A 22,087-nucleotide genomic window follows, 5' to 3' on the forward strand; every position below is an offset into this window, starting at 1 on the left:
TTCACCCCTATCTACGAACTTTTCGCAACTAATTCACGTTCAATACGTTCAAGCTTTCCGCTTACGCTACCATCAAAAATACGATTTCCGATGCGAAGCTTAATGCCACCGATTAAACTTTCATCTACAATGTTTTCAATACGTAGCGACTGTTTGCCAACTTTTTTAGCAAATGCTTCGGAAAGGGCTTTAAGTTGTTCATCGTTTAACGGACGAACGGAATACACTTTCGCATCTTGAGTACCTTGTTCTTCATTTGCGAGTTCGACAAAGCGATCTGCAAGTTCTGTCACAATCTCGATGCGGTGACGATCAACTAATAACAGAAGTGTATTAACAACATCACCTGATACAGAAGCAAACGCCTCTTTTACAAGTGCTTTTTTATTTTCTACAGTAACTTTAGGGTGTGAAAGAACTTGTAGAAACTCACCGTTTGCTACGAATACTTCTTTCACTACGCGTAAATCCGCTTCAAACTGATCAATTGCTTGCTTTTCTTTGGCGATTTGAAAAAGAGCGAGAGCATATCGTTTCGCTACACCCATCATAGCTCTTCTCCTGCCTCTTTAATGTAGTCATTGATCAGCTTTTCTTGTTCAGCTTCACTTAATTCCTTCTCAATTACTTTAGAAGCAATTAATACAGATAGAGAAGCCACTTGGTCGCGTAAAGCAGCAACCGCTTGTTCTTTTTCTTGCTCGATTTCTTTTCTTGCTGATTCTTTTAAACGTTCAGCTTCAGCTCGAGCGGCTTGAATGATGTCTTCTTTTTGCTGTTCGCCAAGCTTCTTCGCATTTTCAACAAGCTCTTGTGATTCTTGACGAGCCTTCTTTAAAAGTTCACGCTGCTCTTCAGCAAGCTTTTTCACTTCTTCATGCTTTTCTTCTGCAGAACGAATTTCGTTTGCGATGTGCTCTTCACGTTGCTTCATAATGCCCATTAACGGACCGAACGCAAATTTTCTGAGCAATGCTAATAAAATTAAGAACATGATTAGCTGGTATAAGATATCTCCACCATTAAATGCAGATCCACCAGCACCTAGGGCCAAGTCAAATGTTAACACGGCTTGTTTTCACTCCCTTCAAGAGTTGCAATGTAACTCCAAGAAATCATACACATGTATAAGTCAAAACCGAATTAAATCGTTTTCATTTCCATTACAATACATAAAGGAATGGCGAAGCGTTTAATAATCTTCGCCATTAGTTGTAATTAGATAAATTACGCACCAAATACCATGAATGCGATAACTACTGCGATGATCGGAATCGCCTCTACTAACGCAACCCCGATGAACATTGTTGTTTGAAGCATTCCGCGAGCCTCTGGTTGACGCGCGATTCCTTCTACTGTACGAGATACGATAAGACCGTTACCAATACCAGCACCAAGTGCCGCTAAACCAATTGCAATTGCAGCTGCTAATAAATTCATGAGTAATGTCCTCCTTTTATTTGTAAAAAATAATGTTTTGAAAAATGAAATTTGAAACAATAAAGCTTAATGTTTATAAAATTAATGGTCATGACTCACTTTGTGTGCCATATAAACCATTGTTAACATAACGAAAATGAATGCTTGGATGGCTCCGACGAAAATACTGAATCCTTGCCATGCTAGCATCGGTACAGCGGCAACTAAAGATCCGATGATACCGCTAGCTATACCATCACCATAACCATTTACTGCAAGACCCGCTAATAAACCTAGTAAAATCTCTCCGGCAAAGATGTTACCGTAAAGACGTAGACCAAGCGTTAACGTGTTTGCAAACTCTTCTATAATTTTTAATGGAAATAAGAATGGAAGTGGTCTTAAGAAATCGCGACCATATTCAGCTGCCCCTTTCATTTTAATTCCATAATAATGCGTAAGGGCAACAATCATTATAGCTAATGTTAATGTAATTGTCGGATCGGCTGTAGGCGATTTCCACCAAAGCTGGTGATCCACAATGACGGCAAACGGAAGTCCGAGCATGTTCGCTACGAAAATATACATGAGTAGCGTTACACCCAGCGTCAAGAAACGTCCGCCAGTCTTCCAATCCATCGTGCTACTAATGATGTTTCGCACAAAGTCTAATACCCACTCCATAAAGTTTTGCATACCAGTAGGATTCATGGATAAAGTGCGGGTTGCTAGAACTGCGATGATGAATACAATAACACTTGTGATTGTAATCATAAGGATGTTTGCTAAGTTAAATTGCAGACCTAAAAAATCAACAATTGGAGCTTCGTGACCCAACAGAATTCACCTCTCTTCCCAAGCTTGTCCGCGAATGTAGAAAAAATAATCTATCATAATGACAACATACATTGTCATTAATCCAATAATTACACTTATGAAATGAAAGTATTCCGGGAATCTTAGTGCGATTAAAACCGCTAGTCCTGCGGCGGCCATTCTCGATATCGTTCCTAGTGAACGTGCTGCTTTACCTTCGCTTATTCGACTGTTGAACTGATTTGATTTTCGAATTAATAACCATAGATTGTAGAGGCTAAAACTTGTTCCAAGAATAAGTCCGAGGAAAATGGTTGGATACGGTGTAAATCCCCATCCCAATACATAGATGCTGTACAAATAAAATATGTACTTTTTGCTCCTTGCTAGTAAGTTCTCAAATGAATACATGATCAAATCTAGTCTCCTGAGAAATAATGTTGGACTAACCGGAGCATCGCATAAATCCCTGCAGCAAGTCCTAAAAGAAGGCCAATGATTAAAAATAGTGGTGCAGTTTGGAACTGTCCGTCTAACCATCTACCCCCAAATATTCCAATGAGTGTGGAGCCTACTAACTGTGATAGGATGGCAGACATTAAAGCCATTGCTTGGAGCGGATGGCGTTTGTTTTGTCTCATAAATGAAATCCTCACAATATTTATAATATAAGGATTATTCTGGGATTTATACATAGAATTTAGGTAGTGAAAACCTTATCATTTACTCCCCGTTTAGCATACAATAGCCACTATTTCATGTCAATCTGTTTATGCGAAAACTTTCACAAATTGGCGGTTTACCTCACAATTTGTTCACATTTTTTTCACAATTTTTTTAACGGTTTTTTAACCACTCCAAATCTAATACGAGATCTATTTCCAATCGGTCTTCCTTCCCACTTTTTTTAGCAAAAATAATCGCTTTATAAACCCCTTCTGGAAAAGAAAGTTCTTCCTTTTTCACATCGATAGACCTTAGCCCTCTTCCTACGTTTCGCTGCCAGTCTAAAAACCCTATAAAACGTAGCGAATCCGGATCATACAAAGCAATGCCAAATTCATCCGCTCCTCCAGGTAAATAAAGCTCATAATGAAACGCATCCCGAAAATCAGATAGTCCGTAGTCAAAGCCCATTAGCCGTGGGTAATCCGGTTCATTCGTCACAAACAGATACGGTAAGCGGATGACGCCATCGTTCGTTTCCACCGCTAATTCCCCTTCATATACCCCTTTTTTATACATACTTGGCGTAATATCTGCCATAATTGTGACTTGCTTCTTCTCCTTTGCAGGAACCAAAACAGAATGAGGAAGCTTCCATTGAATCCCTGCATGATGGTCTGGTTGAAGGAATTCAAACCGTTGTGGTTCCTCCCCTTGGTTATCGAGGGTAACTTTTACTTCCTTCTCAACTCTCGTTCCGTTCGACTGAATTTGTCCGAAAGAAAGGGAAGCTGGGTAAATGAGCGCTTTTATATCAACCGCTTTAACGATGTCTATTCTGCCAGCCCCTTGTTCATAGGCAGGTAGACGTTTTCCCTTCTGCTCTAAAGGCGTGGCGCTATTCATTAAGGCTGCTTTTATTTGTTCTGGCGTCCAATCTGGGTGCGCTTGTTTGACGATTGCACTTGCTCCAGCGACATGAGGCGCTGCCATACTTGTTCCTTGCAGGGCTAGATATCCGTTTGGAATCGTGCTGTCAATCGCGACACCCGGGGCTACGACATCAGGCTTAATCGCCCATGTCGAAGTCACAGGACCACGTGAACTAAACGGCGCTAACGTATCGACCTCTTCTCGATAAACGGTTTTCAGCCACGGCTTTTGTTGAATTTGCTTCCGGAGCCACGTCCCATCTTCTTTTGATATGGCAGCAACCGGAATAGAGTATTCCTTTTCTAAATGACCCATGAACGCTCCCTTTTGATCGTTGTAAATGAGAACCGCTTTTGCTCCGCGTTGAACCGCGTTCTCTACCTTTTCGGTGAATGTAATAAGCCCTCGTTTTACTAAAACAACTTTTCCATTCACATCTGTTGGAAAATCCGTTTTCTCACCAATTTTGGCATAGACAATGTCTTCAGAGCCAGTGAGGTTCCATTCTTTTGCCCCGTGTAAAGGATGGAGGCGAATCTCTTTCTCATGTCCTGACAACGTTAAATAAGGAACTCGGATTGGTGGTGTAGAAGCGCCGACCGAAATCGCTTTACTTGCCGTTCCTGGGGAGCCAACTGTCCAAGGTTTTGGACCGGCATTTCCGCTTGAAACTACTGCAACAATTCCCTTCTCTACCGCTTTGTTTAACGCTAGACTTGTCGGCCAATCGGGGCTGTTGACGTTATTTCCTAATGATAGATTTAGCACGTCCACTTTGTCCTCAATCGCCTTTTCAATGGCAGCAATTACTTGATCACTCGTCCCCATTCCATTTGGACCGAGTGCTCGATACATATATAGGCTAACATCCGGGGCAACTCCTTTTAACTTACCGTCCGCTGCGATAATACCTGCCACATGCGTCCCGTGAATGGTTGCTCCGTATTGATTCATCTTCGTTTCCATCGGGTCATCGTCTTGGTCTACGACATCGAAGCCACCGCGAAAGCTCTTTTGTAAATCAGGATGCGTATAATCAATTCCGGTATCGATAATCCCGACTTTAATTCCTTTCCCCGTTAATCGCTCATGGCGTTCATTAAAATGACCTCTAATATCCTCTCCGCCGATAAAAGGGACACTTTCTTCAATATGTGTTTGATAAACAGAGACAGGTGCGGCTTCTTTAATATACGGTTCATCTGTTACTTGTTTCAGTATTTCAGAATCGCCTTCAATTACGAATCCTTTAAACGCCGTTTCATACGTACGTACAATTCGAATGGAGGGATACGTATTCATAAGCTTTTTCTTAGCGGATAAAACGGATTGCCCTTCCACAAAGACAATGATTCGCTTCATTTCCTCACGATCATCGAGCGGTAATGAAGGAATGGAAGGATAAGTAGCAGCTTGAATGATTGCATTTGGCATGAAAAATAAAAAAATGGAGCACATAACAACTAATCGCATCGCGTTCACCTCAGTTGTTAGTTTGCTCCATTTCGTTTGTTTCATGAATAAAAGATACGTCCGTAAAGGAGATGTAGAATGGAAAACAGCAAGCACCGTGTACTTGCTGTGATGAATGGATTATTTTGTCCCAAATAAACGATCCCCAGCATCTCCAAGTCCAGGTACGATGTATCCGTGATCGTTTAATTTCTCATCTAACGCTGCAATGTAAATGTCCACATCTGGATGCTCTTGCTGCATCGTTTCAACGCCTTCTGGTGCTGCTACTAAACACATGAATCGGATGTTTTTCGCCCCGCGCTTTTTCAACGAATGAATCGCTTCAACAGCAGAACCCCCAGTTGCAAGCATTGGGTCCACAACAATGAATTCACGCTCCGCTACATCAGACGGAAGCTTCACATAATATTCAACTGGCTTTAATGTTTCCGGGTCACGATATAAACCAACATGGCCCACTTTTGCTGCCGGAATTAATTTTAAAATACCGTCAACCATTCCTAATCCTGCACGCAAGATCGGAACGATTCCTAACTTTTTACCTGATAATACTTTAGAAGTAGCTTTGCTAACCGGTGTTTCAACCTCTACTTCTTCAAGCGGAAGGTCACGTGTAATTTCAAACGCCATTAGCGTAGCAATTTCGTCCACAAGCTCACGGAACTCTTTCGTTCCTGTGTTTTTATCACGAATTAACGTTAACTTATGCTGAATTAACGGATGATCAAAAACGTAAACTTTGCCCACAATATACATCTCCTTTACTCTTTTACACCTCAATTGATTGTACAGAAAAAGAAACCTCGTTTCAACACCTCATTCATAAAAATGACGAAAACGCTTGAAAGCGCGCTGTATCAACGTTTAGACGTCCGTACCTCTTTAAAATCTCTGCAGTTGTAAAAAGGGGGATTTTCAAAAAAATTATTGGAATTTCATGACCGCTAGTGAATGTTTTTATCGTATAAAAAAGAAGCACTTTTCTAAAAAAGCGCTTCTTCTCTTTCAACTTATAAACTTGGATAAAGAGGGAATTTCTCTGATAATGCGTTCACGCGTTGTTTCGCTTCTTCTAACTTCGCCTCATCTTCATGGTTTTTCAGCGCAAGAGAAATGATGGAAGCAATTTCGTCCATTTCTTCTTCACCGAAGCCGCGACTTGTAACTGCAGCTGTACCGATTCGAATACCGCTTGTAATGAATGGAGATTCTGGATCGTATGGGATCGTATTTTTGTTCACTGTGATACCAATTTCATCAAGGACGTGCTCCGCAACTTTCCCTGTAATGTTTAAATTACGCACATCAATTAAGATTAAGTGGTTATCCGTTCCACCTGAAACAAGGTTAAGCCCTTCTTCATTTAACTTTTGAGCCAATCGTTTCGCATTGGCAATAATCTGTTTGGAGTATGTTTTGAATTCATCTTGTAGTGCTTCACCGAATGCAACCGCTTTTGCCGCAATAACGTGCATAAGAGGTCCCCCTTGAATACCAGGGAAGATGAATTTATCAATTTTCTTCGCGAACTCTTCTTTACATAAGATCATACCACCGCGAGGTCCACGTAACGTTTTATGTGTCGTTGTTGTCACAAAATGTGCGTAAGGCACTGGATTTTGGTGTAAGCCAGCAGCTACTAATCCTGCAATATGAGCCATATCAACCATTAAATATGCGCCCACTTCGTCGGCGATCTCACGGAATTTCTTGAAGTCAATTTCACGAGGATAAGCACTTGCCCCTGCAACGATTAACTTCGGTTGATGCTCAAGAGCTTTTTGACGAACATCTTCATAATTAATGAGGTGTGTCTCTTTGTCAACTCCGTATTCAACGAAGTTAAATTGAATTCCACTGAAGTTTACGGGGCTTCCGTGCGTTAAATGTCCACCGTGAGACAGATTCATCCCTAAAACCGTGTCGCCCGGCTCTAATACCGCATAATAAACCGCCATATTCGCTTGAGAACCGGAGTGAGGTTGTACGTTTACATGCTCTGCTCCAAACATTTCTTTTGCACGATCACGCGCAATGTTTTCTGCGACGTCCACGTATTCACAACCACCGTAGTAGCGACGTCCTGGATATCCTTCTGCATACTTGTTCGTTAAAACTGAACCTTGTGCTTCCATGACCGCTTCACTTACAAAGTTCTCAGAAGCGATTAACTCGATTTTCGTACGCTGACGCTTCAACTCATCTTGAATAGCTTCAAATACTTGTGGATCCTGTTTTTGGATATTGTTCATCATCAATTTCCCCCTTCTTGAAAAATCCGTGCCCACACGGCACCAAAAGCCTTACATAAGATGTGCATAATTATGTAAGTTTCTCCATCTCAACTACCTACTGAACTTACTTGAAATCCATTTTAGCATGATTTCCACTTTCAAAAAACCTTAATTTTTATGATTAAACAACAAAAGAATGTTCGTTTTTTAACATTATTCCAGGAAAATAAAAGCAGTTATGAACCATTTATTCGCATTAAACCAAATGTTACAACGAGAAGACAAATCCTCTTATCTACACGATTCAGCTTCACTCGTTTTTACATATTGTGCACGCGCGCCCCCGATAAGCTTCGGTCTCGTTGATGCTACGGTAACATGAGCATGTCCAACCGATTTTCTCGAACATCTCACAGGAACCGCAACATGCTTTAGGTGCATGCCAATGAACGTGTCGCCAATGTCAATTCCAAGGTCCGCCCTTATATGCTCAACGACAACTGGGTCTTTCATTCGATCATATGCATAGGAGGCCATCGAACCGCCCGCACGAGGGACAGGTACAACCGACACTTCCTCTAGTTGATGTTTCAACGCCACTTCTCGTTCAATGACAAGTGCACGATTTAAATGTTCACAGCATTGAAACGCAAGGTGCGCACCTGTTCGTTCATGAAATTGAGCCAGCTCTTCATAAATCATTTCTGCTACTTCAATCGTACCGGCACTCCCTATTTTCTCTCCTATTACTTCACTCGTGCTACAACCAATAACAAGGATGTGACCAGGGCGTACCGATACTTGGTCAGCTAAATCACGAATGATTGTGGCAAGCTCTTCTCTCCACACCTGCACGTTCGTAGACATCGGCTCACTCCTTACGCATGTTTATTTTCAATTTGGGCGATCTTTTTAACGCGTTGTTCGTGACGGCCACCTTCAAATTCTGTAGTCAGCCATACTTTTGCAATTTCACGCGCAAGACCTGGGCCAATAACACGCTCACCCATTGCTAGCATATTCGTATCGTTATGTTCTCTCGTTGCTTTTGCACTAAATAAATCGTGCACAAGAGCACAGCGAATGCCTTTAACTTTATTTGCAGCAATGCTCATGCCAATTCCTGTTCCACAAATTAAAATTCCACGATCGAATTCTCCGCTTGCTACACGCTCTGCAGCAGGAAGGGCATAGTCTGGGTAATCTACCGATGTTTCACATTCACAGCCGATATCTTCATATTCAATGTTCATTTCCTCTAATAAGTTGCCAATCTCTTTACGAATATTAATCCCACCGTGGTCGGAAGCTAAAATAACTTTCATAATGAAGAATCCTCCTTTTATTAATACGTGAATCGCTCGATTGTTTTCTTAAGCTGTTCAGCCCGAACGAGTAAATTTTTCGTTAATCCGTTAATGTTTTCAATATTATGTGTTTGATCTTGAATGGCTCTCGTCACTTCTTGAGCCCCCGCAGATGTTTCTTCCGCAATCGCAGCTACTTCCTCTGATTGAGCCCCCGTTTGCTGAATACTTTCCATCTGTTGCTTTACAAGCGCCGTAATTTGCGTTACCGCCTCAGCAACTTGAAGTATAGTTTGCCCCATTGCCTCAAGTTTTTCTTTCGTTTCTTCTCCTTTTTTCACTTCTGTTCGTGCCACGTTCACTTGATCACTAATTTGAATAACCACTTCATTGACTTCACGCTGAATATTTTGAATCAAGTCGGAGATTCCTTGAACTGCTTTTGCACTTTCATCAGCAAGCTTACGAACCTCTTGCGCAACAACCGCAAACCCTTTGCCATGCTCTCCAGCTCGCGCCGCTTCAATCGAAGCGTTTAACGCTAATAAGTTGGTTTGGTCCGCCATATCTCCAACAAGTGAAACAATGGATTCAACTTCTTTTGCATTCATCTCTAACCGTTGCACAAGCTGAATAGATGCTTCATTTTTCTCTGCTAAATGATGAATGCCGTTAATTAAAGAGTGGAATACTTTCGTACTTTGGTCAAGTGATTGAACCATTTCATTCGATAAGACTTCTGATTTTTTCGCTTTCGTTTCGACCTCATGTGCTAATTTAACGGCATCTTCTAGAGATGTTGCCGTCTCTTGAATAGACATCGCAGTTTGATCGGAACCGCGCGAGATTTCCTCAATCGTATAGGAGATGTTTTTCGCTTTTTGTTCCGTTTCTTCAGTAGCCAAATGAATATGTTGAACTTGTTCGTTTGTCTCTTCAAAGTTTTGGTCGATTTTTCGAACCATATCTCGTAAATTCGCAAGCATGTGATTAAATGCCACACCGAGCGCTTGAATTTCATCATCCCGAGCATTTACCGGTACGTCGTCTTGAATATCTCCTTCTGCTGCTTTACGCGCCGATTTTTCAAGCCTTTGAAGCGGGCTCGTAATAAACCCCGCTGCAAAATACGCTAAAATACCTGACCACATAATCCCTAATGAAAGCGTAATGATGGTAAAGGCAACTTCAGAAATAGATTGTGCGATAAAATCATATACTATGTAAATAAAAAACGCGCTCGTCGAATACGTAATAAGGGCTAAAATCGTCGTAAATAAGACGAGCTTCTTTCGCAGTCCAAACCGGTATTTTCTTTGGGTGCTCAACGCTACTTCCTCCTCTTTTTCTTACTGAAGTTTTTCGATTAGCTTGTCTATCTTTTGCGTTAATTCCTCTCGAGTATGACGATACATTTCAACAGAGCCTCCAAACGGATCCATCACATCTATTCCTTCATCGTTCACAAATTCAGACAATGTGAAAGTTTTCTGAGCCGCTTGTTGAAATTGGGCACAGACAAGATGCTTATGACTTTCGGTCATCGTTAAAATATACGTTGCCCACGAAACGAGATCCTCCGTTAAAGAAGAAGCTGAATGCTCAATATGAATCCCTTTCTCTTTTAACACTTCGGTTGTATTTACTGACGCGCTACTCCCGTCAGCTGCAAATACACCCGCTGAACGTACACTCACCTCATCTCCCATTTTATGACGCAACAAAGCCTCTGCCATCGGGCTTCGGCACGTATTACCTGTACAGACAAATAATATTCTCTTCTCCAACGTGCCCCCTCCTATCTTCAAAATGATTCTCTTCCTATTATTATACTCGAAACTATTCTGACAACGTAACGACAAACACGATACGTTCAAGAAATTGCCCCAAACGATAAGAAAAGCTCAAGTCCCTAGGCGAAGGGCGCTGGAGGACCTGCGAGGATTCTTCCCAGCAGGGCCGAAGCGACCCGAGCTGATGGCGCTTGGAGCTAGACACCAAAAAAACGGTAAAGAGAATACTTTAACACTTTATTGAACTTAAACCTTCTGTAACGATTAAAAAGCAGATGAAGGGCGGCTTCATCTGCTTCTATTTTAAAGTGGTAAAAGTAGCTTTATGCCAAACGCAAGTAGAATACATCCCCCTAACGCCTCACTATAAGATCCCATCCACGAATGCACATGTTTACCGACTAATAAACCGGCCCATGTCAAAATCATGCTCATAAGCCCAAATACCATAATGGTTAATAACATTTGAGCACCATATATTCCTAAGCTTAAACCGACCGAAAAACTGTCTAAGCTTACACTTAAAGAGAAAAGAATTAACCCAAAACCAATCGGCGTAATAAGGGGGGCATCCTCTTTACGAAAGGAAGCCAAAATCATTTGAAAACCTAAAAGCATGAGAAGACTCCCACCTGCATACGTTGCCAAAAAACCGAGCTGATCGGTCATTAACCGTCCAATCGTCATTCCGGCAAGCGGCATCATCATATGAAACAAGCCGATGGTGATACCAATATAAAAAATTTGACGCCACCTTAAACGAATAAGCCCCATTCCAAGGCCAACTGAAAAAGCATCCATTCCTAAAGCTGCTGCCATAACAAATAACGTCATAATTTCATCAAACATAAAAAAACCCCCTTGGACACGCCTACTTCAACGTATGCGTATCAAAGGGAGATTATGACGAGCTATTCTTTTATTACACGATGTCCGGCGGCTTTCAATAAGCGATTCATAATGGCTTGACCAACTCCAGCATTCGGGAAGGATTCACTGACTAAAACATCAAGTGATTGTTCATTAAACGAACGAAGCGCATCATACAAATGAGTCGCAACCGTTTTTAAATCTTTCCGATTCCCGCATACGATAACATGGTCAGCTTCATAGAAAGACTGGTTTTCCTCTGTCGTTAATACACCGACACGCTTACCTTCAAGTCTAAATTGCTCAATGACTTTCTGCATAAATTCAGGACTTCCATCAACAATGGACAACGGAGCGTCTGGGGCATAATGTGTGTATTTCATTCCGGGTGATTTCGGCTTTTCCTTTTCATCTACGAGATTAGGATCGACTAATACCGTCCCGACCATCTCTTCTAGTTCCTCTTTCGAAATGCCACCTGGACGTAAAATCATCGGAGTATCTCCTGTACAATCAAGCACAGTGGACTCAACTCCGACACCGGTCATTCCACCATCCACAATTCCTGCGATTCGCCCATTCAAATCTTCCATTACATGTTTCGCCAACGTCGGACTCGGTTTACCAGATAGATTAGCACTTGGAGCCGCAATTGGTAATTGAGCTTTTTGGATTAGCGATAAGGCAACTGGATGATTCGGCATCCGCACAGCTACTGTTTGCAGTCCAGCTGTGACGATTGTGGATAACCCTTCTCTTTTCGGAAGAATAAAGGTTAACGGCCCTGGCCAAAAAGCATCCATTAACTTTTCAACATATTCTGGGATCTCACTTACGATAACCTGCAACTGATTTTTTTCAGCAATGTGGACAATTAGTGGATTATCACTCGGACGCCCTTTTGCCTCATAAATTTTTCGGACAGCTTCATCACTTGTGGCATCCGCTCCCAAACCATAAACCGTCTCAGTAGGGAAAGCAACAACTTGTCCATCTTTCAACAAGCGCGCCGCTTCTTCAATCGAACCCACTTGATTATCCACATTATCCACAACCCAATAGTTCGTTTTCATGGTGTGTCTACTCCTTTTATTCACAACCTATATTTTTATCTAAAGGTTGAAAAACTATCGATATTTTAGTGGTTTTCAACAAAATAAACAGGTTTTTCCACAATCTGTGGATAAAACCTGTCTCGAAAGTGGATAACTCTGTGGATTATGTTCCGTTATCCACTAGCTCTTCTTTTATTTTACCATAATTATTGTTGATGTTTTGTGAATCGCTTGCTTTACATGCTCATTTTGTCGAATATGTTCAGGGACTTTATCCACATGCATCGCTTGAAACCCTGTAATCGTTAAAAAATCAAGCGAAGCCCCTTCATTTGTTACTAGATAAACGTTCTGAAGCGCTTCCTTTTCAGCTACGACATCTACACTTTCCAGTAAGGTCATTAAGTGCGCTTTTTGGATTTCTTTTGACGCAACAAACGACCTCAGCAATCCGTCGCCGTTAATCTTCTCAATTCCGATACATCCAACAATTGAACTGTCTCTCTCTAAAAGCATAAACTGCTGAATGGATGCTTCAATCCCATTTGTGGATAACCCTGCTTGTCCAACAAATTCTTTTACATTATCTATATCCGATTTTGTTGCTAATCTTAATGAATAGAACATTCCGATTCCCTCCACACACATTTTCTATTACCCAATGTATGTGGAAAAAAACGCATTATGCACAATTTACGAGAATAAGGAAGTAAACCACTCGACTAGAAAAAATTTCACTTCTACTTCTTCTTTCTCATCTTCTTCATTGGATACAAGTTCCGTCAGCACTTTCTCTTCTTCCTCATTATTTTGTTCGTCCGCTGTTACCCCTTCTTGTAACTCACTTACATCTACAGCCTCACTATTCGAAAAATCTAAGAAACAAAGGGGCGGGAACAATACGCACCACCAATTTGCTCCATTTCCTTCTCCTAACGTGACAAGAATCGCTTCATAATTTCCAGCAGGATACAAATATTGACCATACAACTTTGTCGGGAATTCCACTTGATTGAACTCAACAGTAAACGGCTGCTCTTGATTTTGTTCAAGTAAAACTCTCTCCACAATTGCTTCTATATCAGGAAGTCGCTTTTTAATGAGACTTCTCGCTTCTTCAACTGAGGTTAGAGAAGCCACCCACTCATTCACTTCTTTATTAATTTCATCTCGAATTAACTGCTTCACTTTTTGATCTTTCTCTTGATCACTATTAGCTAAAATTCGAAGGCGGATGGCCTCATCCGGAATGACAACTGTTCCATTTGCTGCGACAGTCGGTGTTTGATACGCAGAAAGTAAGCCACCTGCTATTAATAAATATAAATAGATTAATACCATTGCTTGTTTTTTCATCATTCCCCTCTCCCTTCAGTTGTCATTATGGGCAGCGGGGAAAAATCTTAAACATTAAAAATCATAAAAATTGATTACTAGACTTTGTAATTGCTATCAAACTAGGGAAGATAGTAAGGGGACTGAAAATACGATTGGGGAAGACTTTTATGCGGGGTTCTTCTTCTCTATGCGCGCGGGCTGCTCTTCTATGCGCCGGTTCACTACCTTTATGCGCACGAGTAGCCTCTTCCCTATGCGCGCAATCCTTTCTCCTATGCGCCAGTTCCTCCCCTTTATGCGCGCAATCTCCTCTCCTATGCGCCAGTTCCTCTCCTTTATGCGCGCGAGCCTCTTCCCTTTGCGCGCGGGACTCTCCCCTATGCGCCAGTTCCTCCCCTTTATGCGCGCGGGCTGCTCTTCTATGCGCCGGTTCACTACCTTTATGCGCGCAATCTCCTCTCCTATGCGCCAGTTCCTCCCCTTTATGCGCGCGGGCTTCTCTTCTATGCGCCGATTCACTACCTTTATGCGCGCGAGCCTCTTCCCTATGCGCCAGTTCGCTCCCTCTATGCGCGCGAGCCTCTTCCCTATGCGCGCAATCTCCTCTCCTATGCGCCAGTTCCTCTCTTCTATGCGCGCAATCTCCCATCCTATGCGCGCGTTCTACTCTTCTTTGCGTGGACTCCCCAATTAGAAAAAGCAGATGAGACATGTGCTCAATCTGCTTTTTCGTTTCTGTTAAGCGGAAATGGTCGCAAATACCATTCGATCTTTCCCGTTTATATCTAATACTACTTCTACATCGGCATGGGGCAGAGCGTTCTGCAATAAAGAAGCGACCGCTTCTCCTTGGCCGACACCGACTTCAAATCCGATTATGGCGGTACTCTCGATGACGTGTGGAATCTCTTCTGATAATCGGCGGTAAAAGTCGAGGCCATCTTCTCCCCCTGCTAACGCTCGTAGTGGTTCGTAGTCTTTCACGACTGTTGATAACGTCTCCACTTCTTGGTTCGGAATATATGGAGGGTTGGAAACAACGATGTGCACTTTTTCCTTTCGTTCAATGAGTGGGGAAAGCAAGTCCCCGTGCATAAACCGAACGGAGGCGTTTAAATCATTCGCATTCTTTTCCGCAACGTCAATTGATTCTTTCGCAATGTCCACTGCACTCACGTTCATTCGACTATTTTCAAGCGCTAATGTAATTGCAATCGCTCCACTTCCTGTCCCGACATCTACAACTTGAATTTGCTCTTCCGAAACAAATAGTTTCTTTGTTCTTTCTAAAATCCCCCATACAAGCTCTTCCGTCTCCGGTCGAGGAATTAATACTTCTTCATTCACAATAAATGGGCGACCGTAAAAGTGTTCTTGCCCGACAATGTATTGGACAGGTACTCCTTCAGCATGCTTTTTCACATTTTCTCTGAAGGCTTCCCATACATGTTCTTCTAAGTCCGTACGCATTTCAGCTAATAATTGCGCGCGTGACCAATTTAAATGATGGCACAATAAAATTTCCGCTACCTTTTCTTCTCTTCCCGCTTCTTGTAAAAAAGAAGAAGCCCATTTAAGGGCTTCAAAAACTTTCATCATCCATTACTCTCCTGCTTGTTCCAGCTTGTTCGCTTGATCTTCCATAATAAGCGCTTCAATCACTTCGTCAAGCTTACCTTCTAGAATTTGATCAAGCTTTTGAATTGTTAATCCGATACGGTGATCTGTTACACGATTTTGCGGGAAGTTGTACGTACGGATACGCTCAGAGCGATCCCCAGATCCGACCGCCATCTTTCTCGTTTGGTCATACTCCGCTTGTGCTTCTTGCTGGAATTTATCATAAATACGTGCGCGTAAAACTTTCATCGCCTTTTCTTTGTTTTTAATCTGCGATTTTTCATCTTGGCACGATACGACAATTCCTGTCGGCAAGTGCGTTAAGCGAACTGCGGACATCGTTGTATTAACACTTTGACCTCCTGGGCCGCTGGAAGCAAACGTATCAACACGAATGTCTTTTTCATGAATTTCTACTTCCACTTCTTCCGCTTCAGGTAAGCAGGCTACCGTAGCTGTAGACGTATGAATACGTCCGCCTGACTCTGTCTCTGGAACACGTTGCACGCGGTGTGCACCGTTTTCAAACTTTAAGCGAGAATAAGCCCCTTTACCGTTGATCATAAAGATAATCTCTTTATAACCACCAGTTCCAGTCGCATTTGCTTCCATCACTTCCGTCTTCCAACCTTGTGCTTCCGCATAACGGCTGTACATACGGTATAAGTCGGCCGCAAATAGCGCCGCTTCCTCTCCACCTGCAGCTCCGCGAATCTCCATGATAACGTTTTTATCATCATTCGGGTCTTTCGGAAGTAGCAACACTTTTAATCGCTCCGTTAACTCCTCTTCGCGATCTTGTAGCTCGGAGACTTCTTCCTTTACCATTTCGCGCATGTCAGCATCAAGCTTTTCCTCAAGCATTGCTTTGGCATCGCTTAATTGTTCTGTAACGGATTTATATTCTCTGTATACTTCAACGGTTTCTTGTAAATCTGATTGCTCTTTTGAATACTCACGGAGCTTTTTCGGATCATTCACCACTTCTGGATCCATTAAAAGCTCATTTAGCTTCTCATAACGTTGTTCTACTGCTTGTAGACGATCTAACACGGACCTTCACCTCATATTTAATCCATAACATATTAATTATAGTATAGGCTAGTGGAACCGTCAAAAGCAAATCTTCCCTTGTGTCGATTGGACAAGAAAGCGCACTATTTGCCACTTTCTCTGACGAAAACCCACTTCTTTTGTCAGACATGAAGGATGAAGAAAGCTTATCACGAATACGAAAGATAAGAGACGAATGGAAAAAGGAGGAATCCACACATGAATACGTCGACCGTCGCACAAAAAGTAGGCGTTTCACCAAAAACGGTTCAGCGGTGGATTAAGCAATTAGACATCCCCATTGAACGGAACGAGCTCGGCCATTATCAATTTTCATCCCAAGATGTTGAACTACTCATCCAAGTTCATGAACAAATCCAAAATGGAGTCGCGATCAAAGATTTACAGCTTCCAGCACAACCTTCTCAAACGAAAGAAGAAGTAGCGCCCACAAAAGATTCAAGCAACAACTCGTATAATAACGATCGATTACTCGCCAAAATAAAGGCGCTTGAATTAATGGTTTATCAAAAAGCAGACGATGTCGTCTCCTATCAATTGCTTCAACACCGAAAAGAGATGGAAGAGTTACAAAACAAAGTGGAAGAATTAGAAGCAAAGATAAAGAAACTTGAAAGCGAAAAAAAAGAAGATCCGTTTGCGAACCTAGAACCTGCGCCAAAGAAACGGACGATTCGTCGAGGATGGATTAACTCGCTTTTTGGATTTTAAAAAACTCGCTCATTAGAACGAGTTCTTAGTTTTTCCTTTTTAGTTTTACCCTCAAATCGAAGCGCGGAAGAGCCGCCTGCATTTTATCGTGAAGCTTTTGTTCCTGCTTTTTTAAGTCTCGCTTAGAAAGGTCATTGGAGGTGTAAACCGTCACCCATGCATCTTTCCCATTTGTCCACATTGAGCCTAACCAGTATCCTTTTTCCATTGCTAAAACTTGTTCGATTTGTTGTTGATCCTCCCTCGTGTTAAGCGGACTATTCGTTATATCCACATTCGGATTTTGCGTTGAATAATCGATGTCCTTCTTTTCACGAACAGGTTGATTCGCATTGGTCATTAATTTCGTCCCATTTTCATCTTGCTGAAAACTTCCTTCCTGTGTCGGTTCGTTAAACCCACAACCGGAAACAAAAAGCAACACCATAGCAAAAACAAAAAATGATTTCACGTTTTTCACTCCTTTTAGCCACCTTTTTCTTTAAGGTGCCGGAAGTGAAAAAGGTTTATTCTAAAAATAAATGGAAATTCGCATTTAAGAAAAGCGCAAGCCCTTAGGCGAAGGGCGCTGGAGGACCTGCGAGGAGGCTTCCGTCGCCACAGCAGGGCCGAAGCGACCCGAGCTGATGGCGCTTGGAGCTAGACACCAAAAAAACGGTAAAGAGAATACTTTAACACTTTATTGAACTTAAATTTTCGGTAACAACAAAAAATGCCCCTTACCACAAAATGTGATAAGGGGCTTTGCACTTACTTTACGATTGTTTCTGGAATTTGCACGTTCATGTTGGGACTGTTCGGTACTTCATGATGGTGACGGCAACGTGCCTCATACGATTCGGACGCTCCTACTAAAATAACAGGATCGTCATAAGATGCTGGTTTCCCATTAATTAAACGTTGTGTACGACTTGCTGGTGACCCACATACGGAACATACCGCTTGAAGCTTCGTTACAGATTCTGCTATGGCCATTAAGGCTGGAACTGGACCAAATGGCTCACCACGAAAGTCTTGGTCAAGACCTGCGACAATCACGCGATAACCTTTATCTGCTAGGGCTGTAACAACCTCTACAATGTTATCGTCGAAGAATTGCACTTCGTCAATCGCAATAATTTCGGTATCGGGCTTTAAATGAGCAAAAATTTGAGAGGAAGATTCAATCGGTTTACACGTAACAGACGTTCCGTTATGTGATACAACCGCCTCTTCGCTATATCGATTATCAATCACTGGCTTAAACACTTGAATTTGTTGCTTTGCAAACTGTGCACGTCGCACTCGACGAATAAGCTCCTCTGACTTTCCTGAAAACATACTGCCACAAATGACTTCAAGCCATCCACTTTGCTTCATTACATACATAGCTATAAAAACGCGACTCCCTTCCACTCGGTATATGTAAGGCTAAAATGTTCTATCATATATTTGTAATTAGTTTCATCTATTTACAAGTAAATATCCCGTACTTGTCCTTTTCAGAAGGAATGTATAAGAATGAGAAAAAGGGAAAAAAACCCCCTTTTACGTGAAAAAAACAGGCAAGAATGTTTCGCTTGCCTGTTTGGTTAATCTGTTTAAATTACTTAAGGCCGTATTTTTTGTTGAAGCGCTCAACACGTCCATCAGCAGCAGCATGTTTTTGACGTCCAGTGTAGAATGGGTGAGAGTCAGAAGAAATCTCAACTTTGATTAGTGGATATGTTTGTCCATCTTCCCACTCAACTGTTTCGTTCGTCTTCATTGTAGAACCACTGATGAATTTGTAACCAGTGTTGATATCCATGAATACAACCTTGCGATATTCTGGGTGAATTCCTGGTTTCATTCTTTTCATCTCCTTCCGCCCTGAATCTTTCGAAACAGAGTTATCAATCGAAACGTTTTTCACGCTTCGGTGTCTTGTTTGCACATAGAAAAATTATAACAAGCTATTTCGTGAAATGCAAGATACGGTTTTGAAAACAAATTTAACATTATAATCCTTTATTTCCAACTCCTGCAGCCTTCCATTCCTCTTTGAGCATTTCAAAAAATTCATCATTCGTTTTCGAATAACGAAGCTTTTTCAAGAAGCGCTCTGCAAAATCAGGCTGATCGGACATCGTTTTTCGAATCGCCCAAAGCATTTCAAGATGGTCGCGTGGAATTAACAATTCTTCTTTACGCGTACCTGAACGGCGGATATCAATTGCAGGGAAAATTCGTTTTTCCGCTAGTGAACGATCAAGATGAAGCTCCATATTCCCCGTTCCTTTAAATTCTTCGTAAATGACATCGTCCATACGAGAACCCGTATCTACTAAAGCCGTCGCTAAAATTGTTAAACTTCCACCTTCTTCAATATTACGGGCTGCCCCGAAGAATCGCTTCGGACGGTGGAAAGCAGCAGGGTCAATACCTCCTGAAAGCGTACGACCACTTGGTGGAATGACTAAGTTGTATGCGCGCGCAAGTCTCGTAATCGAATCCATTAAAATAACGACGTCACGCTTATGTTCAACAAGGCGCATTGCTCTTTCTAACACAAGCTCAGCTACTTTAATGTGGTTTTCTGGTACTTCGTCAAACGTCGAGCTGACAACGTCACCTTTTACAGAACGCTCAATATCCGTTACTTCCTCTGGACGCTCATCGATTAATAAGACGATTAACTCCGCTTCAGGATGATTCGTCGTGATGCTGTTGGCAATCTCTTTTAATAGCATCGTTTTACCCGCTTTCGGTGGTGCAACGATTAATCCACGTTGCCCAAACCCGACAGGTGCAATCAAGTCCATAATACGTGTCGAAAGGTTCGTTGGTTCTGTCTCCAACTTCATTTGACGATTCGGATAAAGAGGCGTAAGTCCAGGGAAGTGAACACGCTCTTTAGCAGATTCAGGGTCGTCTCCGTTTACCGCTTCCACGTGTAATAAACCGTAATAACGCTCATTCTCTTTCGGTGGGCGAACTTTCCCCGATACTTTATCTCCATTTCTTAAATCGAAACGACGAATTTGGGAAGCAGAAATGTAAATATCTTCAGCGCTTGGAGAGTAGTTAATCGGACGTAAGAACCCGAAGCCTTCAGACTGAATGATCTCAAGTACCCCTTCCATGAATAAGAGGTCCTCTTGCTCTGCGTTGGCTTTTAAAATAGCGAAGATAAGTTCTTTTTTAGTTAATTTACTGTAATACGAGATTTTGTACTGTTTAGCTAATTCATACAACTCTTTCAATTTCATATTTTCAAGAGTCGCAATCGAAATTTCACTCATGTCTACACCACACTTTTCTAAAACTGTTCAAATAAATACGAATTTCCATAAAAATATACATAAAGATAATTGATCTCTTTCAAATCGAAAGTGGTAAAAAGAGAAGGAATCGAAGGAATCGATGAAGTACGAATGCAGATCAAAATTCTTTCTACTTTTTAAGGACTCTTTAGTTTTACCGCATTTTAATATAATACGCAATAACTTTTTCAATTTTGAAAATGGAACATGATGAGATGTGCTTTTTTCTTTTTTTCTTGGAGGTAAGCATACGGATACATCCAAGAGAGAAGGTATCGTTGAGGAACGTTTTATAATTCTATTATAACGGATATTAAAAGGTATTTCTTCCTATTTATGAAAATAATGGGTGTTTTTTAAGAATTGATAGAAAGCGGGAAATGGCTTCCCGCTCATTATTTATACTTACCATAACGCTCCAGACACTCAATCTAGTTTTAGCTCGTGCTGTCCCCTCTGGAGTCGCCATCTTCAAGCATTCCATCATTTCATGAACAAAAAACTACATCAAATACGAAATAGCCTTATTTAATGACGAGATTCGGTTTTTTCTTTAAGGAATGACGACCGTCAACAAAGCGTAGCGTTCCGGATTTTGCCCGCATAACAAGCGAGTGTGTCGTTCCGATGGATCCTTTAAATTGTACACCGCGTAATAGTTCTCCATCTGTTACACCAGTCGCAGCGAAAATCGCGTCGTCCCCTTTGACTAAGTCTTCCATTCGTAACACTTTGTTTACATCAATGCCCATATTTTTGCAGCGCTCTAATTCTTGGTCGTTTTGCGGTAGAAGCTTTCCTTGAATTTCTCCACCTAAACATTTTAAGGCGACTGCAGCTAACACACCTTCTGGAGCACCGCCTGAGCCGAATAAAATATCTACACCTGTGTGGTCGAACGCCGTATTAATGGCACCTGCAACATCCCCATCGTTAATCAGCTTAATGCGTGCACCCGCTTCACGTAACGCATGAATAATATGCTGGTGACGCTCACGATTTAGAACCGTTGCCACAACGTCTTCAATGTCTTTATTCTTCGCTTTCGCAACGGCCTTTAAATTATCAATGATAGGTGCTTCAATGTCGATACAACCTACCGCTTCTGGTCCAACCGCAATCTTATCCATATACATATCCGGCGCATGCAACATATTTCCGTGATCAGCCACTGCAATAACCGCTAAAGCATTCCATCCGCCTGAAGCAACAATATTCGTCCCTTCTAACGGATCGACAGCCACATCTACGCGCGGACCATAGCCCGTACCTAATTTCTCACCAATGTAAAGCATTGGCGCTTCGTCCATTTCACCTTCCCCGATGACGACCGTTCCTTTCATTGGAATCGTATCAAATACATCGCGCATGGCAGAAGTCGCCGCTCCATCTGCTTCGTCTTTCAGTCCTCTTCCCATCCAGCGTGCAGACGCTAAAGCTGCTGCCTCCGTTACACGAACTAACTCCATTGATAAGCTACGTTCCATATCT

At 41.9% G+C, this 22,087-nt stretch carries 26 protein-coding genes; 1 reads left to right on the forward strand and 25 read right to left on the reverse strand.

Annotation, left to right across the window (positions count from 1 at the left end):
* Positions 1-11: 11 nt before the first annotated feature.
* The 20 genes from ML543_RS09335 to prfA form a co-directional block, all read right to left on the reverse strand.
* Positions 12-551 (reverse strand): F0F1 ATP synthase subunit delta, encoded by a 540-nt coding sequence (locus ML543_RS09335; protein ID WP_243387084.1) that lies wholly within the window; start codon positions 549-551, stop codon positions 12-14.
* A complete protein-coding gene (gene atpF / locus ML543_RS09340; protein WP_472924423.1) occupies positions 548-1,069 on the reverse strand; it encodes a F0F1 ATP synthase subunit B in 522 nt (173 codons plus the stop codon). The genes ML543_RS09335 and atpF overlap by 4 nt, the downstream gene beginning before the upstream one ends.
* A gap of 158 nt (positions 1,070-1,227) precedes the next feature.
* Positions 1,228-1,440 (reverse strand): F0F1 ATP synthase subunit C, encoded by a 213-nt coding sequence (gene atpE / locus ML543_RS09345; protein ID WP_044896341.1) that lies wholly within the window; start codon positions 1,438-1,440, stop codon positions 1,228-1,230.
* Positions 1,441-1,521: 81 nt separating this feature from the next.
* Positions 1,522-2,256: a F0F1 ATP synthase subunit A gene (gene atpB, locus ML543_RS09350; protein WP_243387085.1), complete on the reverse strand. Its 735-nt coding sequence runs from the start codon at positions 2,254-2,256 to the stop codon at positions 1,522-1,524.
* A 6-nt stretch (positions 2,257-2,262) separates the two neighbouring features.
* Complete coding sequence (locus ML543_RS09355) at positions 2,263-2,646, reverse strand: ATP synthase subunit I (protein ID WP_243387238.1); 384 nt, start codon at positions 2,644-2,646, stop codon at positions 2,263-2,265.
* Between the two features lie 8 nt (positions 2,647-2,654).
* Entirely contained in the window at positions 2,655-2,876 is a 222-nt protein-coding gene (locus tag ML543_RS09360) for an AtpZ/AtpI family protein (RefSeq protein ID WP_243387086.1), read from the reverse strand.
* A 196-nt stretch (positions 2,877-3,072) separates the two neighbouring features.
* Positions 3,073-5,307: a S8 family serine peptidase gene (locus tag ML543_RS09365; protein ID WP_279326625.1), complete on the reverse strand. Its 2,235-nt coding sequence runs from the start codon at positions 5,305-5,307 to the stop codon at positions 3,073-3,075.
* A gap of 120 nt (positions 5,308-5,427) precedes the next feature.
* Positions 5,428-6,057 carry a uracil phosphoribosyltransferase gene (gene upp, locus ML543_RS09370; RefSeq protein ID WP_243387087.1) on the reverse strand — a complete coding sequence of 210 codons (630 nt, stop codon included), beginning with the start codon at positions 6,055-6,057 and terminating at the stop codon, positions 5,428-5,430.
* Between the two features lie 263 nt (positions 6,058-6,320).
* Complete coding sequence (gene glyA / locus ML543_RS09375; protein ID WP_243387240.1) at positions 6,321-7,562, reverse strand: serine hydroxymethyltransferase; 1,242 nt, start codon at positions 7,560-7,562, stop codon at positions 6,321-6,323.
* 273 nt (positions 7,563-7,835) lie between these two features.
* Complete coding sequence (locus tag ML543_RS09380; RefSeq protein WP_243387088.1) at positions 7,836-8,411, reverse strand: TIGR01440 family protein; 576 nt, start codon at positions 8,409-8,411, stop codon at positions 7,836-7,838.
* Positions 8,412-8,422: 11 nt separating this feature from the next.
* Positions 8,423-8,869 (reverse strand): ribose 5-phosphate isomerase B, encoded by a 447-nt coding sequence (gene rpiB / locus ML543_RS09385; RefSeq protein WP_243387090.1) that lies wholly within the window; start codon positions 8,867-8,869, stop codon positions 8,423-8,425.
* A 20-nt stretch (positions 8,870-8,889) separates the two neighbouring features.
* Complete coding sequence (locus ML543_RS09390; RefSeq protein WP_243387091.1) at positions 8,890-10,179, reverse strand: methyl-accepting chemotaxis protein; 1,290 nt, start codon at positions 10,177-10,179, stop codon at positions 8,890-8,892.
* A gap of 21 nt (positions 10,180-10,200) precedes the next feature.
* Complete coding sequence (locus ML543_RS09395) at positions 10,201-10,638, reverse strand: low molecular weight protein arginine phosphatase (protein ID WP_279326626.1); 438 nt, start codon at positions 10,636-10,638, stop codon at positions 10,201-10,203.
* A 309-nt stretch (positions 10,639-10,947) separates the two neighbouring features.
* Positions 10,948-11,493, reverse strand: coding sequence for a manganese efflux pump MntP (locus ML543_RS09400; RefSeq protein WP_243387093.1), 546 nt, complete (start codon positions 11,491-11,493; stop codon positions 10,948-10,950).
* A gap of 62 nt (positions 11,494-11,555) precedes the next feature.
* Positions 11,556-12,587: an L-threonylcarbamoyladenylate synthase gene (locus ML543_RS09405; RefSeq protein WP_243387095.1), complete on the reverse strand. Its 1,032-nt coding sequence runs from the start codon at positions 12,585-12,587 to the stop codon at positions 11,556-11,558.
* A gap of 174 nt (positions 12,588-12,761) precedes the next feature.
* Complete coding sequence (locus ML543_RS09410; RefSeq protein WP_243387097.1) at positions 12,762-13,196, reverse strand: GNAT family N-acetyltransferase; 435 nt, start codon at positions 13,194-13,196, stop codon at positions 12,762-12,764.
* A gap of 66 nt (positions 13,197-13,262) precedes the next feature.
* A complete protein-coding gene (gene spoIIR, locus ML543_RS09415) occupies positions 13,263-13,925 on the reverse strand; it encodes a stage II sporulation protein R (RefSeq protein WP_243387242.1) in 663 nt (220 codons plus the stop codon).
* A gap of 147 nt (positions 13,926-14,072) precedes the next feature.
* Positions 14,073-14,426, reverse strand: coding sequence for a hypothetical protein (locus ML543_RS09420; protein WP_243387099.1), 354 nt, complete (start codon positions 14,424-14,426; stop codon positions 14,073-14,075).
* Between the two features lie 219 nt (positions 14,427-14,645).
* Positions 14,646-15,503 carry a peptide chain release factor N(5)-glutamine methyltransferase gene (gene prmC / locus ML543_RS09425; protein ID WP_243387243.1) on the reverse strand — a complete coding sequence of 286 codons (858 nt, stop codon included), beginning with the start codon at positions 15,501-15,503 and terminating at the stop codon, positions 14,646-14,648.
* Positions 15,504-15,509: 6 nt separating this feature from the next.
* Complete coding sequence (prfA, locus tag ML543_RS09430) at positions 15,510-16,580, reverse strand: peptide chain release factor 1 (RefSeq protein ID WP_243387100.1); 1,071 nt, start codon at positions 16,578-16,580, stop codon at positions 15,510-15,512.
* A gap of 219 nt (positions 16,581-16,799) precedes the next feature.
* Here prfA and ML543_RS09435 point away from each other — a divergent pair, with 219 nt between their 5' ends.
* Positions 16,800-17,312 carry a MerR family transcriptional regulator gene (locus tag ML543_RS09435; protein ID WP_243387101.1) on the forward strand — a complete coding sequence of 171 codons (513 nt, stop codon included), beginning with the start codon at positions 16,800-16,802 and terminating at the stop codon, positions 17,310-17,312.
* Positions 17,313-17,337: 25 nt separating this feature from the next.
* On the opposite strand, the gene ML543_RS09440 is transcribed toward ML543_RS09435, so the two are convergent.
* From ML543_RS09440 to glpX, 5 genes are all read right to left on the reverse strand, one after another.
* The gene (locus ML543_RS09440) at positions 17,338-17,763 is read right to left on the reverse strand and encodes a hypothetical protein (RefSeq protein WP_243387102.1); all 426 of its coding nucleotides are present in this window, start codon (positions 17,761-17,763) and stop codon (positions 17,338-17,340) included.
* Positions 17,764-18,062: 299 nt separating this feature from the next.
* Positions 18,063-18,680 carry a thymidine kinase gene (locus tag ML543_RS09445; RefSeq protein ID WP_243387103.1) on the reverse strand — a complete coding sequence of 206 codons (618 nt, stop codon included), beginning with the start codon at positions 18,678-18,680 and terminating at the stop codon, positions 18,063-18,065.
* Positions 18,681-18,897: 217 nt separating this feature from the next.
* Positions 18,898-19,143, reverse strand: a complete 246-nt coding sequence (locus tag ML543_RS09450) for a type B 50S ribosomal protein L31 (RefSeq protein WP_243387104.1) — start codon at positions 19,141-19,143, stop codon at positions 18,898-18,900.
* A gap of 148 nt (positions 19,144-19,291) precedes the next feature.
* Positions 19,292-20,575, reverse strand: a complete 1,284-nt coding sequence (rho, locus tag ML543_RS09455; RefSeq protein WP_243387105.1) for a transcription termination factor Rho — start codon at positions 20,573-20,575, stop codon at positions 19,292-19,294.
* A gap of 545 nt (positions 20,576-21,120) precedes the next feature.
* On the reverse strand, positions 21,121-22,083 hold the full coding sequence (glpX, locus tag ML543_RS09460) for a class II fructose-bisphosphatase (RefSeq protein ID WP_243387107.1): 963 nt from the start codon (positions 22,081-22,083) through the stop codon (positions 21,121-21,123).
* Between the last annotated feature and the right edge of the window lie 4 nt (positions 22,084-22,087).

It is taken from the genome of Bacillus kexueae (assembly GCF_022809095.1).
GTDB classification, from domain to species: Bacteria; Bacillota; Bacilli; order Bacillales; family Aeribacillaceae; genus Bacillus_BZ; species Bacillus_BZ kexueae.

Coding starts and splice junctions, on each gene's coding strand:
- ML543_RS09335 (WP_243387084.1), bottom strand. CDS start 551: ATGATGGGTGTAGCGAAACGATATGCTCTCGCTCTTTTTCAAATCGCC.
- atpE (WP_044896341.1), bottom strand. CDS start 1,440: ATGAATTTATTAGCAGCTGCAATTGCAATTGGTTTAGCGGCACTTGGT.
- ML543_RS09355 (WP_243387238.1), bottom strand. CDS start 2,646: ATGTATTCATTTGAGAACTTACTAGCAAGGAGCAAAAAGTACATATTT.
- ML543_RS09360 (WP_243387086.1), bottom strand. CDS start 2,876: ATGAGACAAAACAAACGCCATCCGCTCCAAGCAATGGCTTTAATGTCT.
- ML543_RS09365 (WP_279326625.1), bottom strand. CDS start 5,307: ATGCGATTAGTTGTTATGTGCTCCATTTTTTTATTTTTCATGCCAAAT.
- glyA (WP_243387240.1), bottom strand. CDS start 7,562: ATGAACAATATCCAAAAACAGGATCCACAAGTATTTGAAGCTATTCAA.
- ML543_RS09380 (WP_243387088.1), bottom strand. CDS start 8,411: ATGTCTACGAACGTGCAGGTGTGGAGAGAAGAGCTTGCCACAATCATT.
- rpiB (WP_243387090.1), bottom strand. CDS start 8,869: ATGAAAGTTATTTTAGCTTCCGACCACGGTGGGATTAATATTCGTAAA.
- ML543_RS09400 (WP_243387093.1), bottom strand. CDS start 11,493: ATGTTTGATGAAATTATGACGTTATTTGTTATGGCAGCAGCTTTAGGA.
- ML543_RS09405 (WP_243387095.1), bottom strand. CDS start 12,587: ATGAAAACGAACTATTGGGTTGTGGATAATGTGGATAATCAAGTGGGT.
- ML543_RS09410 (WP_243387097.1), bottom strand. CDS start 13,196: ATGTTCTATTCATTAAGATTAGCAACAAAATCGGATATAGATAATGTA.
- spoIIR (WP_243387242.1), bottom strand. CDS start 13,925: ATGAAAAAACAAGCAATGGTATTAATCTATTTATATTTATTAATAGCA.
- prmC (WP_243387243.1), bottom strand. CDS start 15,503: ATGAAAGTTTTTGAAGCCCTTAAATGGGCTTCTTCTTTTTTACAAGAA.
- ML543_RS09435 (WP_243387101.1), top strand. CDS start 16,800: ATGAATACGTCGACCGTCGCACAAAAAGTAGGCGTTTCACCAAAAACG.
- ML543_RS09445 (WP_243387103.1), bottom strand. CDS start 18,680: ATGTATGTAATGAAGCAAAGTGGATGGCTTGAAGTCATTTGTGGCAGT.
- ML543_RS09450 (WP_243387104.1), bottom strand. CDS start 19,143: ATGAAACCAGGAATTCACCCAGAATATCGCAAGGTTGTATTCATGGAT.
- rho (WP_243387105.1), bottom strand. CDS start 20,575: ATGAGTGAAATTTCGATTGCGACTCTTGAAAATATGAAATTGAAAGAG.
- glpX (WP_243387107.1), bottom strand. CDS start 22,083: ATGGAACGTAGCTTATCAATGGAGTTAGTTCGTGTAACGGAGGCAGCA.